Source organism: Planomonospora antibiotica (genome assembly GCF_014647955.1).
Taxonomy (GTDB): domain Bacteria; phylum Actinomycetota; class Actinomycetes; order Streptosporangiales; family Streptosporangiaceae; genus Planomonospora; species Planomonospora parontospora.
Map to the genome: position 1 here is coordinate 256,097 of NZ_BMQE01000006.1, position 14,641 is coordinate 270,737.

The window sequence follows — 14,641 nt, forward strand, 5'->3', positions numbered from 1 at the left end:
GAAACTCTTGGCCATGACCGCGGCCCTGGCGCTCCCCTTCGGCGCCGCCGTCACCATGGCCCCCGGCGCGTACGGCGCCGCCGCCGTACCGATCCGGGTCAACTCGGGCGGCGCGGCCGTCACCGACGGCGCGGGCGTGCAATGGTCCGCCGACAAGGCCTACACCAGCGGTGGCTGGGGCCACCAGACGAGCTACGGGACCAACACGACCGGCGGCCCGATCGCCGGCACCGCCGACGACTCCCTGTACCAGAGCTACAACACCTTCAACGGCTGGAGCGGCTACCGCTTCGACGTACCCGACGGCACCTACCAGGTGACGTTGAAGATGGTCGAGGACTGGGCCAACGCCGCCGGCCAGCGCAGGTTCGACGTCCGCGCCGAAGGCGCCGGCGTGCTGACCGCCTTCGACATCTTCGCCGCCTGCGGCCGGCTGACCGCCTGCGACAGGACCTTCCCGGTGACGGTCACCGACGGCGCCCTCGACGTGCAGTTCAACATGAACGGCGGGGCCAACTACGCGACCGTCTCGGCGATCTCGGTGACCGGCGGGTCCGGCGGCGACGCCCCGCCGACCGCCCCCGGCGACCTGCGCTCCACCGCGGCCTCCGCGACCAGCGTCTCCCTGGCGTGGGACGCCTCCACCGACGATGCCGGTGTCACCGGCTACGAGGTCTACCGCGGTAGCACCCTCGTGGCCACCGTAACCGGCACCGATCACACCGACACCGGCCTGACCCCCGAGACCGAGTACGCCTACACCGTCCGCGCCCGCGACACCGCCGGCCAGCGCTCCGCCGCCAGCAACGAGGTCAGGGTCACCACCGCGGACGACGGCGGCGACACCGAGGAGCCGAGCGTCCCGGGCAACCTGCGGGCAGGCACCGTCACCGCCGACACCGTCGAGCTGACCTGGAACGCCTCCACCGACAACGTCAAGGTCACCGGCTACGAGGTCTACCGCGGCGGCACCCTCGTGGCCACCGTCACCGGCACCGGCCACACCGACACCGGCCTGACCCCCGAGACCGGGTACGCCTACACCGTCCGCGCCCGCGACGCCGCCGGCAACCGCTCGGGCTCCAGCAACGAGATCGAGGTCACCACCGCAGAGCGCGGCACCGGCGGGAACAAGCTGCTGGGCTACTTCACGAACTGGGGCGTCTACGGACGCAACTACCACGTGAAGAACATCGTGACCAGCGGTTCGGCCTCCAAGCTGACCCACATCAACTACGCCTTCGGCAACGTCCAGGGCGGCCGGTGCACCATCGGCGACGGCTTCGCCGACTACGAGAAGGCCTACACCGCCGACCAGAGCGTCGACGGCGTCGCCGACACCTGGGACCAGCCGCTGCGCGGCAACTTCAACCAGCTGCGCAAGCTGAAGAAGGCCTACCCGCACATCAAGATCCTGTACTCCTTCGGCGGCTGGACCTGGTCCGGCGGGTTCGGCCAGGCCGCGGCCAACCCGGCCGCGTTCGCCAAGTCCTGCCACGACCTGGTCGAGGACCCGCGCTGGGCCGACGTGTTCGACGGCATCGACGTCGACTGGGAGTACCCCAACGCCTGCGGCCTGTCCTGCGACACCAGCGGCCCGGCCGCGTTCAAGAACCTGATGGCGGCGCTGCGCGCCGAGTTCGGCTCCGGCAGCCTGGTCACCGCCGCCATCACGGCCGACGGCACCTCCGGCGGCAAGATCGACGCAGCCGACTACGCCGGCGCCGCCCAGCACCTCGACTGGTACAACGTCATGACCTACGACTTCTTCGGCGCCTGGGCCGCTCAGGGCCCGACCGCGCCGCACTCCCCGCTGACCTCCTACAACGGCATCCCGATCACCGGTTTCGACAGCGACACCGCCGTGCAGAAGCTGAAGAGCAAGGGCGTCCCGGCGAGCAAGCTCCTGCTGGGCATCGGCTTCTACGGCCGCGGCTGGACCGGCGTGACCCAGGCCGCCCCCGGCGGCACCGCGACCGGTCCCGCCCCCGGCACCTACGAGCAGGGCATCGAGGACTACAAGGTCCTCAAGACCAGGTGCCCGGCCACCGGCACGATCGCCGGCACCGCCTACGCCCACTGCGGCAACCAGTGGTGGAGCTACGACACCCCGGCCACCATCGGGGGGAAGATGGGCTACTCCAAGAACCAGGGGCTGGGCGGCGCGTTCTTCTGGGAGCTGAGCGGTGACACCGCCGGCGGCGAGCTGATCAACGCGATGAAGACCGGTCTCGGATAAGCGGTCAGGGCATCGTCCGTCACGCCGGTCACCGTCCTCATCGATGAGGACGGTGACCGGCCCGTTCTCCCCGGACATGCTGACACCGGAGCCAGGTGGCCGGCAGGAGCATCGGGAACAGCACCACCGTGACCGCGGTGTGCAGAGGCTCCACACCCGGGCTTGCAATCCTGCCTCCGACGCTTGCAATCCCGCCTTCAAGCCGGGTGAAAGCGGTCCGTCGCACGCTGTGCCCAGTCGCAGACGGAAAGGATTCACCATGAACACCGCTCGCGCCCTGGCCGGATTCTCCATCGCCGGCATCATGGTTCTGGCCCCCGCCGCTGCCCACGCCACCGCCGGTCCCGCCACGGGCACCTCGGACGCGCGCGCTGCGCAGGCCGCCGCCCCCACCCAGTGGGGCCCCCACCACGCCGCCGGCCGCAGGGCCAAGGCGGCCGGCTCGCTGACGGCCACCGCGAAGGACGATCCCGGCAAGCCCGCCGACCGCGTCACGGTCACCGGCAGCGTCACCGACCTGACCGCCGGCTCCTCGACCTGCGGCTGGGCCGTCTTCCGCGTCTCCACCGCGGACGCGGCCGGCGGGGTGACCCTCAAGCAGCGCAGCTACCGCACCTGCACCCAAGGCAAGCCGCTGAAGTTCGCGTTCTCCCACAAGAAGGTCTACCAGGTCGAGCTCAAGGTGTGCGCCGGGGCCAAGGCGGCCAAGCCGTCCCTCACCTGCCTGTACGCCGGAACCTGGAAGCCGCTCTACACCTACTACGCATGATCCTCCCTCCCCTCGGCCTCTGGCGATTCACCAGTCGCGGGCGGCGATCAGCTCTTCCACGTCCGCCTCCGCGAACCCGTATGCCGCGGCCACGAACCGGAAGTCTTCGGCGATCACCTCTCGCGCGACGGTCTCGATCTCGCTGCCGGCCGCCTCGAACTCCGCCTCCAGCGCGTTGAACTCCTGCGTGGCGACCTCCGTGAGCGCGTACAGGGCCGCCAGGTCCGGCGGCTGCTCGGCCTCGATCCGCTCACACAGCCCCAGCAGGATCGCTCTGCCCCGGTCGACGACGTGATCGGGGAAGTATGCGTCCTCGTACATCCCCTTGAGAAACGCGCGGCCGAGCACCTGCTGATTCACCGGCGGCACTGTGATCTCCCCTTCGCTGCGTGGACCGATGCCGCGATACTGCACTGCGCCACCGACGACTCCCACCAGGCCGCGAGCCAGGGGCCGGCGGCCTGCACCCCCGACCGCGGCTTTCCGGTCCATGCGGCCGGTCACGTCATCGAGTGCGTCCCGGCGGCGGCCGACGCCCCCAGGAGACGCTCGCGGTCCGCCGGGGCGTCCTGGGCGGGGGCCGCGTCCGGTGAACCGGCGGTGAGCGGGAATGAGGACGGCATGACCGCCGCCGAAGTGCACCATCCGCTCTTCGCCCGCTGCTACGCCCGGCTCAGCCGGGTCGTGGAGGACAGAGGACTGGCCGCACACCGCCGGGCGCTGCTGGCGGGCCTGTCCGGACGGGTCGTCGAGGTGGGGGCCGGGAACGGGCTGAACTTCGCCCACTACCCTCCGGCCGTCACCGGGGTGCTCGCGGTCGAGCCGGAACCGCGGCTGCGCCGCCTGGCCCGTGCCGCCGCCGCGGTGGCGCCGGTCCCGGTCGAGGTGACCGACGGCCTCGCCGAACACCTGCCCGCCGCCGACGGGACCTTCGACGCGGCGGTGGCGGCGCTGGTGCTGTGCTCGCTGCCCGACCCGCACGCGGGACTGGTCGAGATGCGCCGGGTACTGACCGGCGACGGGCGGCTGCGCTTCCTGGAGCACGTGCGCGCCGGCTCGGCCGGGATGGCCCGGGTGCAACGGCTGCTGGACGCCACCGTCTGGCCCCGCCTGGCCGGCGGCTGCCACACCGGTCGCGACGCCGCCGGGCTGATCGAGCGGGCCGGGTTCACCATCACCGAGCTGGAGCGCTTCGTGTTCCCCCGGATGCGCACGCCGATGTCCTTCTTCCTCCGGGGAAGCGCCCGCCCCGCCACCCTCACCTGTCCGCCAGAGTCCTGAAGCGACCGGCCGGAATCCCCGCGGCGCCGTACACATTAAACCAAGCGCTTGCTACGCTCCGTCCATGACGTCCACGATCGTCTGGGGAACCGGCAACGTCGGCCGGGCGGCCATCCGCGCCGTCGAGGCCCATCCCGCACTGGAGCTCACAGCCGTGATCGTCCACGACCCCGGCAAGGTCGGCCGGGACGCGGGCGAGCTCGGCGGACTCGGCCACGACCTCGGGGTCGCGGCGACCGACGACGTCGACGCGGTGCTCGCGACCCGCCCCCGGGCCGTGGTGTACGCGGCGTCCGGCGACATCCGCCCCGACGGGGCACTGGCCGACATCACCCGGGCCATCCGGGCCGGAGCCGTGGTCGTCACCCCCTCGGTGTACGCGCTCTACGACCAGCGCAACGCCCCGCCGGAGCTGCGGGAACCGGTGCTGTCCGCCGTCGCGGACGGCGGCGGCTCGCTGTTCGTCTCCGGCGTCGACCCCGGCTGGGGCAACGACGTGCTGCCCCTGCTGATCAGCGGTCTCGGCACCGTCGTGGACGCGGTCCGCTGCCAGGAGATCTTCGACTACTCCACCTACGACCAGCCGGACTCGGTCCGCTACCTGGTCGGCATGGGCCAGCCGATGGACTACGAGCCGCCGATGATCGCGCCGACGGTCCCGGCCATGGTCTGGGGCGGGCAGGTGCGGCTGATGGCCAGAGGCCTCGGCGTCGAGCTCGACGAGATCCGCGAGACCGTCGAGCGGCGCCCGCTCGACGCCACGGTGCGCACCGCGTCGATGGGCGCGTTCGAGGCGGGCACCCAGGGCGCGGTCCGGTTCGAGGTGCAGGGCGTCGTCGGGGGCGAGCCCCTCATCGTCGTCGAGCACGTCACCCGCATCCACCCGTCCTGCGCGCCGGACTGGCCGATGCCGCCCGACGGAGCCGGGGCGCACCGGGTGATCATCGAGGGCCGTCCGCGCATCGAGGTCACGGTCGAGGCCGTCGACGAGGGCGGGAACCGGTCCGCGGGCGGGAACGCCACCGCGGTCGGCCGGCTGGTGGGCGCGGTCGACTGGCTCCTGGAGGCGGAACCCGGGCTCTACGACGCGCTCGACGTCCCGCTGCGCCCCGCGACCGGCAGACTCGGAAGGAAACGGCCGTGAACATCGACGTCCCCGAGGGCAAGGACCCGATCGCGTACGTGTGGGGCGAGATGGTCCCCGGCATCGGGGCCGCCGCCTCGAACTTCTCGCTGTCGGTGTACGCTCACACGACCCTGGGGCTCCGCGAGTTCGAGGCCGCGCGGCTGCGGATCGCACAGATCAACGGGTGCGCCTTCTGCCTCGACTGGCGGACGGAGCGGGACGGGCACAAGGTCGAGGAGGGGTTCGCCGACGCGGTGGCCGCCTGGCGCACCACCGGCGCCTTCGACGACCGCACCCGGCTGGCCGCCGAGTACGCCGAACGGTACGCCCTGGACCACCATGGCCTCGACGACGCGTTCTGGGCCCGGATGACCGCGCACTACAGCCAGACCGAGATCGTGGAACTGAGCATGAGCATCGGCGCCTGGCTGGCGTTCGGCCGGCTCAACCACGTGCTGGGCCTGGACACCGTGTGCGTGCTGCCCGGCGGCTCCGCGCCGTCTCCCCGGCGGTAGACGCCCCGGATCTCCCGAGCGGCGGACACCCCGGCTCCCCGGCCCGGCCCCGAACGACCGACACCCGAGCGACACACGCCCTGACCCGGCGCTCACGTATAGACGAACGCGCCCGAGCCGCCTCCGCGCGCGGAGCGGCCCGCCGCGCGGCATGCACGACCGGTCTCGTTTCGTCGAGGGTGAGGAACCGAACATGAGCAGCACCGCCCCGGACGGCCCCGTCTCCAGCGGCATCTCCCGCCGCGGCTTCATCGCCGGAACCGGCTCCGTCCTGGGAATCGCGGCCCTTTCGGGGCGCGCCACCGCGGCCCGGGCGGAGACCGCCCGCGCCGCCGCCCCGATCGCCTCCGGGGCCCACGTCCCGGCGCTGGTGATCGGCACCGGATACGGCGGCTCCGTCGCCGCCCTGCGTCTCGCCCAGGCGGGCGTCGACGTGCACATGATCGAGATGGGCATGGCCTGGGACACCCCCGGCTCCGACGGCAAGATCTTCTGCAACACGCGCGAGCCGGACTACCGGTCCTACTGGCTGCGCACCCGGACCAAGGCCCCCCTCAACTACTTCCTCGGATTCCCCATCGACCGGGACATCCCGCGCCACACCGGCATCCTGGACGCCGAGGAGTTCGGCGGCATCACGGTCTACCAGGGCCGCGGCGTCGGCGGGGGGTCGCTGGTCAACGGCGGCATGGCGGTCACCCCCAAGCGGGAGAACTTCGGCGCCGTCCTGCCGTCGGTGGACGCCGACGAGATGTACGACGTCTACTACCCGCGTGCCAACGCCGGGCTCGGGGTCGGCACCGTCGACCCGGCCTGGTTCGACTCCACCGCCTGCTACCAGTACTCCCGGGTCGGCCGCAAGCACGCCCAGCGCTCCGGTTTCCCGTTCGTCTTCGTGCCGGACGTGTACGACTGGGACTACATGGAGCAGGAGGCGGCCGGGACCGTTCCCAGGTCGGCGCTGGCGGGCGAGATCCTCTACGGCAACAACCACGGCAAGAAGTCGCTGCAGCAGACCTATCTGGCCCGGGCGAGGGCCACCGGCAGGGTGACCGTCTCACCGCTGCACCGGGTCACCTCGGTCGCTCCCGCAGGCGGCGGCTACACCGTCGTCATCGACCAGCTGAACACCACCGGGGACACCACGGCCGTCAAGACCGTGACCGCGGACAGGGTGTTCTTCGCCGCCGGCAGCGTCGGCACCAGCAAGCTGCTGGTCAAGCTGAAGGCCACCGGCGTGCTGCCCGGCCTGAACGGCGAGGTCGGCAGGGGCTGGGGCGACAACGGCAACGTCATGTGCGGCCGCGCCAACCACCTGTGGGACCCGACCGGCGCCCTCCAGTCGGCCATCCCCTGCTCCGGCATCGACAACTGGGCCGCCGGCGGCGCGTTCGCCGAGGTCGCGCCGCTGCCCACCGGGATCGAGACCTTCGCCTCGTTCTACCTGTCCATCACCAGGAACCCGCACCGCGCCGAGTTCTCCTGGAACGCCGCGGCGGGCAGGGTCGACCTGAACTGGCAGACCGCCTGGAAGCGGCCGTCCATCGACATGGCCAGGACCATCTTCGACAGGATCAACTCCAAGGAGGGGACCATCTACCGGACCGACCTCTTCGGCGTCTACAAGATCTGGGGCGACCACCTCACCTACCACCCGCTCGGCGGCGCGGTGCTGAACAGGGCCACCGACAACTACGGCAGACTCACCGCCTACCCGGGCCTGTACGTCGTCGACGGCGCGCTGATCCCCGGCAACACCACCGTCAACCCGTTCGTCACCATCACGGCGCTCGCCGAACGGAACATCGAGAGGATCATCGCCACGGACCTGTGACGGCGGTCCGGCACGGCGGCCGCCCCGGCCGGGACGTACGGAACCACGGCGCGCACGGAACCACGGCGCGCACGGAACCACGGCGCGTACGGAACTACGGCCCGGTCAGGGTGGCCAGCGCGCGCTCCGGCTCCCAGTGCGCGCGGAGCGAGGTGATCAGCCCCGACTCGTCGACGGTGTAGACGATCACGCAGTCGACCGTCATGACCGCGCCGCCGTCCAGCGTCATGGTGATGGAGACGACGTTGGCGCAGCACGGCCCGTTGGCGAAGGAGTCCGCGACCCGGAAGCGGAACCCGCGCACCGAGCCGACGTGCCCGTCCCAGAACCGCCCGATCCCGTCGCGGCCGCGGTGCCCTTTCCCCGCGGGGTCCAGCATCGAGGGCCCGACGGGGTCCTCCACCAGGGCGTCCGGCGCGAACAGCCCGAGCCACTCCTCCCTGCGCCCGGCGGCGACCGCCGCCATGGACGAGTGCGCCGCCCGGCGCGCGGGGTGGTCACCGTACGACGCGTCCCAGACGACGGCGGCGGAATCATTCACAGAAAAACTGTAACCTGTTATCGGAAATCATCAAGGGCCGGTCTTCGCGATGACCGACTCGGCGAAGCGCTCCAGGTGCTCGACCTTCCTGCTCAGCGGCTCGGTGTCCGGGCCCTTGACGTACGGGTTCCGGAAGCCGACGACCAGGTCGGTGACGCCCTTGTCGGCCAGCCGCCCGACCCCGTCCACGGTGTACGCGTCGGCGGAGATCACGTGGACCTCGAAGGGCCGGTCGGCGGTGCCGTACTCGGCGCGCAGGGCGGCCAGCCTGGCCAGCAGCGCGTCCAGCTCGGCGGCGTCGCCCCCGCCGTGCATCCAGCCGTCGCCGAGCCGGGCGGCCCGGCGCAGCGCCCCCTCGCTGTGCCCGCCGACCAGGATCGGGATCGGCTCGGCGGGGACCGGGGACATCTTCATCGGGGGCAGGTCGTAGAACTCGCCGTGGTACTCGAAGTAACCGCCGCGCGTCAGGCCGCGGACGACCTCGATCGCCTCGTCCATCCGCCGGCCGCGCCGCTCCCACGGGACCCCCATCGCCGCGAAGTCCTCGGGCCACGGGCTGAGCCCGACGCCGAGGCCCAGCCGGCCGCCGGTCAGGAAGGCGACCGAGCTCGCCTGCTTGGCCACCAGCACCGGCGGGCGGACCGCCAGCTTGAGCACGAACGGCGTGAACCGGATCGTCGAGGTCACCGCCCCCATGGCCGCGGCCAGGACGAACGTCTCGACGAAGCCCTTGTCCTCCAGGAACCCGCGGTCGCCGTCCGCGGTGTACGGATAACCCGCCTGGGACTCCTCCGGGTAGACCAGGGAGTCGGCCACGCTGATGCTCGCGTATCCCGCGGCCTCGGCGGCCCGGGCCAGCGGCAGGTGGTACGACGGGTCGGTCATGGCCTCGGCATAGGTGAACCGCATGAGCCCAGATAACAATAGAACACGTTATAGTTCAATGCCCGCGCCGGAGGGGCTCCCGGCGCCCCGGAAATAACCGCTCCGCCGCCGCTGTTGCAGAGCGTGTCCCGAGGCGGCGGGGGTCTCCGGGACCGGATCCGCGTCCTCCCCGCCCGGTGAAAGGCGTCCCTCCATGACCGTCCCGCTCTCCATCCTCGACCTGGCCCACATCGGTGAGGGGGAGACCGCCGGGGACAGCTTCCGCGCCAGCGTGACGCTGGCCCAGCGCGCCGAGGAGTGGGGTTACCGGCGGATCTGGTACGCCGAGCACCACAACATGCCGTCCATCGCGTCCTCGGCGACCAGCGTGCTCATCGCGCACGTGGCCGCGCACACCCGGACGATCCGCCTCGGCGCCGGCGGCGTCATGCTGCCCAACCACTCCCCGCTGACCATCGCCGAGCAGTTCGGCACCCTCGAGACCCTGCACCCCGGCCGCATCGACCTCGGTCTCGGCCGGGCGCCGGGCAGCGACCAGCAGACCATGCGGGCCCTGCGCCGCACCCCGGCGGCGGCCGACGGGTTCCCGCAGGACGTCCTGGAGCTGCAGGGATATCTGACGGGCGAGTCCCGGATCCCCGGTGTCGACGCGACCCCGGGCAAGGGCACCGACGTGCCGCTCTACATCCTCGGCTCCTCGCTGTTCGGGGCCAAGCTCGCCGCCGCGCTCGGGCTGCCGTACGCCTTCGCCTCCCACTTCGCCCCGGACGCCCTTCAGGAGGCCGTCGAGGTGTACCGGCGCGAGTTCACCCCGTCCGCGCAGCTGCGGGAGCCGTACGTCATCGCCGGGGTGAACGTCGTCGCGGCGGACACCGCGGAGGAGGCGCAGGAGCAGTTCCTGGAGGCCAAGCGCAGGCGGGTGGGCCTGTTCCTCGGGCGGGGCCGGGCGTTCACGCCGGAGGAGGCCGACCTGGTCCTCGCCTCCCCCGCCGGGCGGCAGATCCTGCAGATGGCCAGGTACTCGGCCGTCGGGACCCCCGTCGAGGTGACCGACTACCTCGGCCGGTTCGCCGAGCAGGCCCGGGCCGACGAGCTGATCGTCGTCTCCGCGGCCCCCGGCAGGGAGGCCTGGCTGCGCTCCCTCGAACTGCTGGCCAAGGAGTACGGCCCGACCCCCGCCTGACGCCGGGATGCTCCGCGGAGACGGCGGCCCGGCTCCCGCGCGCCACCGCCCGGAGCACCCCCGCAGAACACCGCTCGGCGGCGAATTCGTTCCGAACCATATGCGCACAGCGGTTGTCGAACCCGTTGGAACGGTCCGATTCCACCAGGGCGCCGACGCCGTTCCGGAGATCTGGAGCGTGCGGGATGCGGTTCACCGGGGAGTCGACGAAGGGCGCGGCGCGGTCGCGCCGACCGGGGCGGGCGGGAGCGCGGTGGGATTCCGCGAGACTCCTCGTCGCGACCGTCCTGACGGCGGTGTGCGCCGCCGGCCAGGGAGGCGGTTCCGCCGCGGCCGGGACGGCCGGCGCCGCCCCGGCCGCGCCCTCCGTCCCCGCCGCACGGCCGTCGCCTCCTGGCACCGCCTCCCCCGCACCGGGGACGCCGCCCCGGCCCGCGTCCGCCGTCCCCGCACAGGAGCCCGCCGCACCTGCCGTCCCCACGCAGCCACCTGCCGCGCAGCCACCCGCCGCCCAGGCGTCCGCCGCGCAGGCACCCGTCGACTGCCGCCGGGTCAAGTGCGTGGCGCTCACCTTCGACGACGGTCCGGGCCGGTACACCGGCACGCTGCTGCGCCACCTCGCGGCGTACCGCGCCCGCGCCACCTTCTACGTCGTCGGCCGGAACGTCGCGGAGAACCCCGGCGTGGTACGGCGGGCGGTCGAGGCCGGGCACGAGATCGGCAACCACACCTGGTCCCACCACGACCTCACCAGGCTGCCGGCCGCCGCGATCCGCGCCGACCTGGCCCGCACCGACCAGGCCGTCGAGAGGGCGGCGGGCGTCACGCCGGAGACCGTCCGGCCGCCGTACGGCGCCCACAACGCCGCCGTCCGCAGGCAGACGAAGCGTCCCGTGGTCCTGTGGAGCGTGGACACCGAGGACTGGAGGCACCGAGACAGCTCCGCGGTGGCACGCAGGGCGATCAAGGGGGCGGCTCCCGGGGCCGTCGTCCTGTTCCACGACATCCACCCCACGACGGTGAAGGCGATCCCGAAGGTGCTGAGGAGCCTCTCCGCGCGCGGCTACCGCTTCGTCACCGTCAGTGAGCTGTTCGGCGGGAAACCGCCGAGACTCGCCTACGGCGGCCGGCGGGACGCCCCCGGCTCCCGGCGCTGACCGGCGCCGCGAGGGGAGGACCGCGTCCCACCCGCCGGGCCCGGCCACCGGCCGCACCGGTCCTTCCCCGCGGCGCCGCTCAGGACGGCGGCCGGCCCCTCACCGCCGCCGCCAGGCGCGCCACCTCCGGATGGTCGTCGCCGAGCGCGAGGCGTTTGATGCGCAGAGCCTCCCGGTACCGCCGCCCGGCCTCCCGGGCGCGGCCCCGGAGCTCATCCAGGTGCGCCAGGTTCACCAGGCACACCGCCACCTCGTAGTGGTCGGCGCCCAGACGCCGGCGGAAGACGGCCTCGGCCCGGAGCAGCGCCTCCTCGGCCTCGTCGTGCCTGCCCTCGGCCGCGAGCACCGCGCCGAGCACCGCCAGGTCTCCGGCCACCTGCGGGTGGGTGGGGCCGAGCGCCCTGCTCCGCAGCCCGATCGCGGCTCGGGCGTGCTCCTCGCCGCCGGGGAGGCCCCGGACGTGCGCGAGCCCCGCCAGGTTGTGCAGCGCGTCGGCCTCCATCAGAGCGTCCCCGCCGTGCCGTTCCAGGAGGAGCAGCGCCTCCCGGTACCGGGCGCCGGCCTCGTCATGGCGGCCGGTCTCCTTGCACAGCACCCCGAGAGCCAGCCGGACGGCCGCCCCCCGCGCGTGGTCGGCCTCGTCCACCAGGGGCAGCGCGCGGCGCAGGTGCCCTTCGGCCTCGCCGTACCGGGCCTGCCTGCGGCCGACGTCGCCCATCCGGACCAGTGCGTCGGCGAGCGGCCCGTCGCGCCCCGGACCCGGGGGGATCCCGGTCAGCAGCTCCGCCGCTTCGCGGGCGCACCCGTACGCGTCCGCGTACCGGGTGAGCCCGTGCCAGAGCGTCGCCAGCTCCACCAGGAGCGGGGCCCGCCCGGCGGGGTCCATCCGGTGCAGCACCCGGCCCGCCCGCCGGGCCCATCGCTCGCCCTCGGCGTACCAGCCGCGTTCGCAGCAGTAGCCCCCGCGCAGCAGGCACCGCCGGATCACCCGGATCCGGCGGTGCCGTACGAACCGCTCAGTCGGCGTCAAGGGGCGGTTCGCAGTGGTTGGCGATGCGGATGGCCTCCGCCGTACCGCTCATCAGCACGACGAAGAGCGGTACGGCCAGCGCGACCGCCAGCATCCCCATCCTTCTGATCATCCGCATGTCTGCTCCTTCCGTCGGGGGAACTCCCCGGACATCGTGATCCGCCGGACTTGCGGCCCACTTGGAGACGGCTGCCGCTGTTGCGCGCGGAAGAACTGGGTTCTGGCCCACTTTTGATGACTCGGTAGCGGACGGTGACGCAGGGCGGTCGGCTGGAGGTAAGCCGACAGGACATCGGAGGCGGCTTGGTGGTGTTCCGCAGGCCGGTTGCCTCACTCACGGTCACGTCGTCATCAAAAGTAGGCCAGAGCCGGTTGATGTCAGTAACGTGCGTCCGATCGTTGTCAGTGATGTGGGCGTGTCGCGTCGCCGTACAGTGCAGCCCATACTCAGCCTTGGCTCGAAAGCGCGCGACGCGTGGTGAGAACCAGTCGTCGCCCCGGCCGGGCTTCCTTCGTCTCGGCGAGTGAGGGCCACGGCGAGACGACTTCGCGGGGCCACTGGTCGCGGAGGGCACGCAAGAGCGGCTGCGCTGGGACTGACCGGCCCTCCGCCCGGGATCTCCATCCGGGCGCGCAGGCGGCGGGCGGCGCCGTATCGGTGCCGCCCGCCGCGGTGGTGCGTCCGCACCGTCACCGCCGGCGGCGGAGAGCCCGCTCGCGCAGGAAGAACAGGCTGGTGAGGACTCCCAGCAGCACGAGGGCGGCGTTCACCGCAATGGCCGCCTTCAGTCCGCCGAGCACGGCCGACGCGGAGATCCCGGCGATCGCCGACGTGGCGATCGCGCTCATGATCGGGGTGCCCATGGTGATGCCGACCTGCTGGGTCATGGTGGCCAGGCCGGTCGCCAGGCCCTGCTCGTGGTCGGGCAGGCCGGCGGTTGCGGTGACCATGAATCCGACGATGACCAGCATGTTGCCGACGCCGCCGGCGAAGGTGGCCGTCAGCAGCAGCCACATCCAGGAGCGGTCGTCCCCCAGGCCGAGCAGGGCGACGGTGAAGACCGCCTGCACCAGCCCTCCGGTGATGAGCGCCGAGCGGGCGCCGATCCTGCCGATGATCCGCGGCGCGATCGAGCCGCCGACGACGGTGCCGGCTCCGAGCACCCCGAAGGAGAGCCCCGCCGCCAGCGGCGAGAAGCCCAGCACGTTCTGCAGGTAGAGCGTCAGCAGGAAGACCAGCGACGTCTCGGTCAGGAACGCGATGAGTCCGGCGATGTTCCCCCAGGCGACCGTCCGCCTGCCCAGTACCGCGGGGGGCACCAGGGGCGCGTCCGACCGGAGTTCGACGAGGTGGAACACGACCAGCAGCAGTCCGCCCGCGGCCAGCGGGACGAGGGCGTCGGCCGTGCCCCAGCCGTGCTCCCCGGCCTGGGTGAGGCCGAAGACGACGGCGAGCAGACCGAGGGTGACGCTGACCGCGCCGGGCACGTCCAGCCGAGGCCTGCTCGCCGGCCTGGACTCCTTGATCACGATGGGGGCGGCGACGAGCACGAGCACGAGCACCGGCACGTTGACGAAGAACGCCCACCGCCAGGAGAGCAGATCGGTCAGCACCCCGCCCAGGACGGCCCCGGTGGTGAAACCGGCCGACATCAGCGCGCCGTTGAGGCCGAGCGCCCGCTCCCGCAGCGGGCCTTCCGGGAAGGACGTGGTCAGCAGGGAGAGCCCGGCCGGGGTGACCGCCGCGGTGGCCAGCCCCTGGAGGACGCGGGCGACGATCAGCACTTCCGGGCTCTGTGCCAGACCTCCGATCAGCGAGGCGGCGCCCAGTACGGCGAGCCCGCCCAGGAAGATCCTGCGGCGGCCGAAGAGATCCGCCAGCCTGCCGAACAGCAGGGTGAACCCGGCGGCGCAGAGCGCGAAGGCGGTGGCGACCCACTGCAGGTGCGCCAACGGGAATCCCAGCCCCTCGCCGATGACCGGCAGGGCCACGTTGAGGATGGAGAAGTCCACCGCCAGCATGAACTGGGCGGCCAGCAGGAGGACCAGCACCAGCAGCAGCCGGGGAGCGAGTCTCCGGG

14 protein-coding genes are annotated in these 14,641 nt (G+C 72.6%); 8 read left to right on the forward strand and 6 right to left on the reverse strand.

The features are described 5' to 3' along the window. Positions 1 to 13 precede the first annotated feature (13 nt). Together IEZ06_RS08440 and IEZ06_RS08445 are read left to right on the forward strand one after the other, a co-directional pair. Entirely contained in the window at positions 14 to 2,239 is a 2,226-nt protein-coding gene (locus IEZ06_RS08440; protein WP_189236076.1) for a glycosyl hydrolase family 18 protein, read from the forward strand. Between the two features lie 259 nt (positions 2,240 to 2,498). After that, positions 2,499 to 3,008 (forward strand): hypothetical protein, encoded by a 510-nt coding sequence (locus IEZ06_RS08445; protein ID WP_189236077.1) that lies wholly within the window; start codon positions 2,499 to 2,501, stop codon positions 3,006 to 3,008. Positions 3,009 to 3,035: 27 nt separating this feature from the next. Here the strand turns inward: IEZ06_RS08445 and IEZ06_RS08450 are convergent, their stop codons facing one another. Further along, complete coding sequence (locus IEZ06_RS08450; RefSeq protein ID WP_229797886.1) at positions 3,036 to 3,512, reverse strand: DUF5713 family protein; 477 nt, start codon at positions 3,510 to 3,512, stop codon at positions 3,036 to 3,038. A gap of 117 nt (positions 3,513 to 3,629) precedes the next feature. On the opposite strand from IEZ06_RS08450, the gene IEZ06_RS08455 reads away from it, so the two are divergent. The 4 genes from IEZ06_RS08455 to IEZ06_RS08470 all read left to right on the forward strand — a co-directional run bounded on the left by IEZ06_RS08455 (position 3,630) and on the right by IEZ06_RS08470 (position 7,764). Further along, positions 3,630 to 4,289, forward strand: coding sequence for a class I SAM-dependent methyltransferase (locus IEZ06_RS08455; RefSeq protein WP_189236078.1), 660 nt, complete (start codon positions 3,630 to 3,632; stop codon positions 4,287 to 4,289). A 64-nt stretch (positions 4,290 to 4,353) separates the two neighbouring features. Continuing rightward, positions 4,354 to 5,433, forward strand: coding sequence for an NAD(P)H-dependent amine dehydrogenase family protein (locus tag IEZ06_RS08460; RefSeq protein ID WP_189236079.1), 1,080 nt, complete (start codon positions 4,354 to 4,356; stop codon positions 5,431 to 5,433). Beyond that, the gene (locus IEZ06_RS08465) at positions 5,430 to 5,930 is read left to right on the forward strand and encodes a carboxymuconolactone decarboxylase family protein (RefSeq protein WP_189236080.1); all 501 of its coding nucleotides are present in this window, start codon (positions 5,430 to 5,432) and stop codon (positions 5,928 to 5,930) included. Before IEZ06_RS08460 ends, IEZ06_RS08465 begins: the two co-directional genes overlap by 4 nt. A 193-nt stretch (positions 5,931 to 6,123) precedes the next feature. Next, positions 6,124 to 7,764 (forward strand): GMC oxidoreductase, encoded by a 1,641-nt coding sequence (locus tag IEZ06_RS08470; RefSeq protein ID WP_189236081.1) that lies wholly within the window; start codon positions 6,124 to 6,126, stop codon positions 7,762 to 7,764. A gap of 94 nt (positions 7,765 to 7,858) precedes the next feature. Here IEZ06_RS08470 and IEZ06_RS08475 read toward each other — a convergent pair whose 3' ends face one another. Together IEZ06_RS08475 and IEZ06_RS08480 are read right to left on the reverse strand one after the other, a co-directional pair. Continuing rightward, entirely contained in the window at positions 7,859 to 8,305 is a 447-nt protein-coding gene (locus tag IEZ06_RS08475) for a nuclear transport factor 2 family protein (RefSeq protein WP_203871915.1), read from the reverse strand. 30 nt (positions 8,306 to 8,335) lie between these two features. After that, the gene (locus IEZ06_RS08480; protein WP_189236082.1) at positions 8,336 to 9,214 is read right to left on the reverse strand and encodes a TIGR03619 family F420-dependent LLM class oxidoreductase; all 879 of its coding nucleotides are present in this window, start codon (positions 9,212 to 9,214) and stop codon (positions 8,336 to 8,338) included. Positions 9,215 to 9,383: 169 nt separating this feature from the next. Here IEZ06_RS08480 and IEZ06_RS08485 point away from each other — a divergent pair, with 169 nt between their 5' ends. Beyond that, entirely contained in the window at positions 9,384 to 10,373 is a 990-nt protein-coding gene (locus IEZ06_RS08485; RefSeq protein WP_189236083.1) for an LLM class flavin-dependent oxidoreductase, read from the forward strand. A gap of 185 nt (positions 10,374 to 10,558) precedes the next feature. Continuing rightward, positions 10,559 to 11,530, forward strand: coding sequence for a polysaccharide deacetylase family protein (locus IEZ06_RS08490; RefSeq protein WP_189236084.1), 972 nt, complete (start codon positions 10,559 to 10,561; stop codon positions 11,528 to 11,530). Positions 11,531 to 11,609: 79 nt separating this feature from the next. Here the strand turns inward: IEZ06_RS08490 and IEZ06_RS08495 are convergent, their stop codons facing one another. The 3 genes from IEZ06_RS08495 to IEZ06_RS08500 all read right to left on the reverse strand — a co-directional run bounded on the left by IEZ06_RS08495 (position 11,610) and on the right by IEZ06_RS08500 (position 14,612). Continuing rightward, positions 11,610 to 12,560, reverse strand: coding sequence for a tetratricopeptide repeat protein (locus tag IEZ06_RS08495; RefSeq protein WP_189236085.1), 951 nt, complete (start codon positions 12,558 to 12,560; stop codon positions 11,610 to 11,612). Further along, positions 12,547 to 12,678, reverse strand: coding sequence for a hypothetical protein (locus IEZ06_RS37130; RefSeq protein ID WP_255529579.1), 132 nt, complete (start codon positions 12,676 to 12,678; stop codon positions 12,547 to 12,549). Before IEZ06_RS37130 ends, IEZ06_RS08495 begins: the two co-directional genes overlap by 14 nt. Positions 12,679 to 13,250: 572 nt before the next feature. Next, on the reverse strand, positions 13,251 to 14,612 hold the full coding sequence (locus tag IEZ06_RS08500) for an MFS transporter (protein WP_229797887.1): 1,362 nt from the start codon (positions 14,610 to 14,612) through the stop codon (positions 13,251 to 13,253). Between the last annotated feature and the right edge of the window lie 29 nt (positions 14,613 to 14,641).

What these genes read in the sequence shown, in the direction of transcription:
- IEZ06_RS08440 (WP_189236076.1), top strand. Translation starts at nt 14, where the DNA reads ATGACCGCGGCCCTGGCGCTCCCCTTCGGCGCCGCCGTCACCATGGCC.
- IEZ06_RS08445 (WP_189236077.1), top strand. Translation starts at nt 2,499, where the DNA reads ATGAACACCGCTCGCGCCCTGGCCGGATTCTCCATCGCCGGCATCATG.
- IEZ06_RS08455 (WP_189236078.1), top strand. Translation starts at nt 3,630, where the DNA reads ATGACCGCCGCCGAAGTGCACCATCCGCTCTTCGCCCGCTGCTACGCC.
- IEZ06_RS08460 (WP_189236079.1), top strand. Translation starts at nt 4,354, where the DNA reads ATGACGTCCACGATCGTCTGGGGAACCGGCAACGTCGGCCGGGCGGCC.
- IEZ06_RS08470 (WP_189236081.1), top strand. Translation starts at nt 6,124, where the DNA reads ATGAGCAGCACCGCCCCGGACGGCCCCGTCTCCAGCGGCATCTCCCGC.
- IEZ06_RS08480 (WP_189236082.1), bottom strand. Translation starts at nt 9,214, where the DNA reads ATGCGGTTCACCTATGCCGAGGCCATGACCGACCCGTCGTACCACCTG.
- IEZ06_RS08485 (WP_189236083.1), top strand. Translation starts at nt 9,384, where the DNA reads ATGACCGTCCCGCTCTCCATCCTCGACCTGGCCCACATCGGTGAGGGG.
- IEZ06_RS08490 (WP_189236084.1), top strand. Translation starts at nt 10,559, where the DNA reads ATGCGGTTCACCGGGGAGTCGACGAAGGGCGCGGCGCGGTCGCGCCGA.
- IEZ06_RS37130 (WP_255529579.1), bottom strand. Translation starts at nt 12,678, where the DNA reads ATGCGGATGATCAGAAGGATGGGGATGCTGGCGGTCGCGCTGGCCGTA.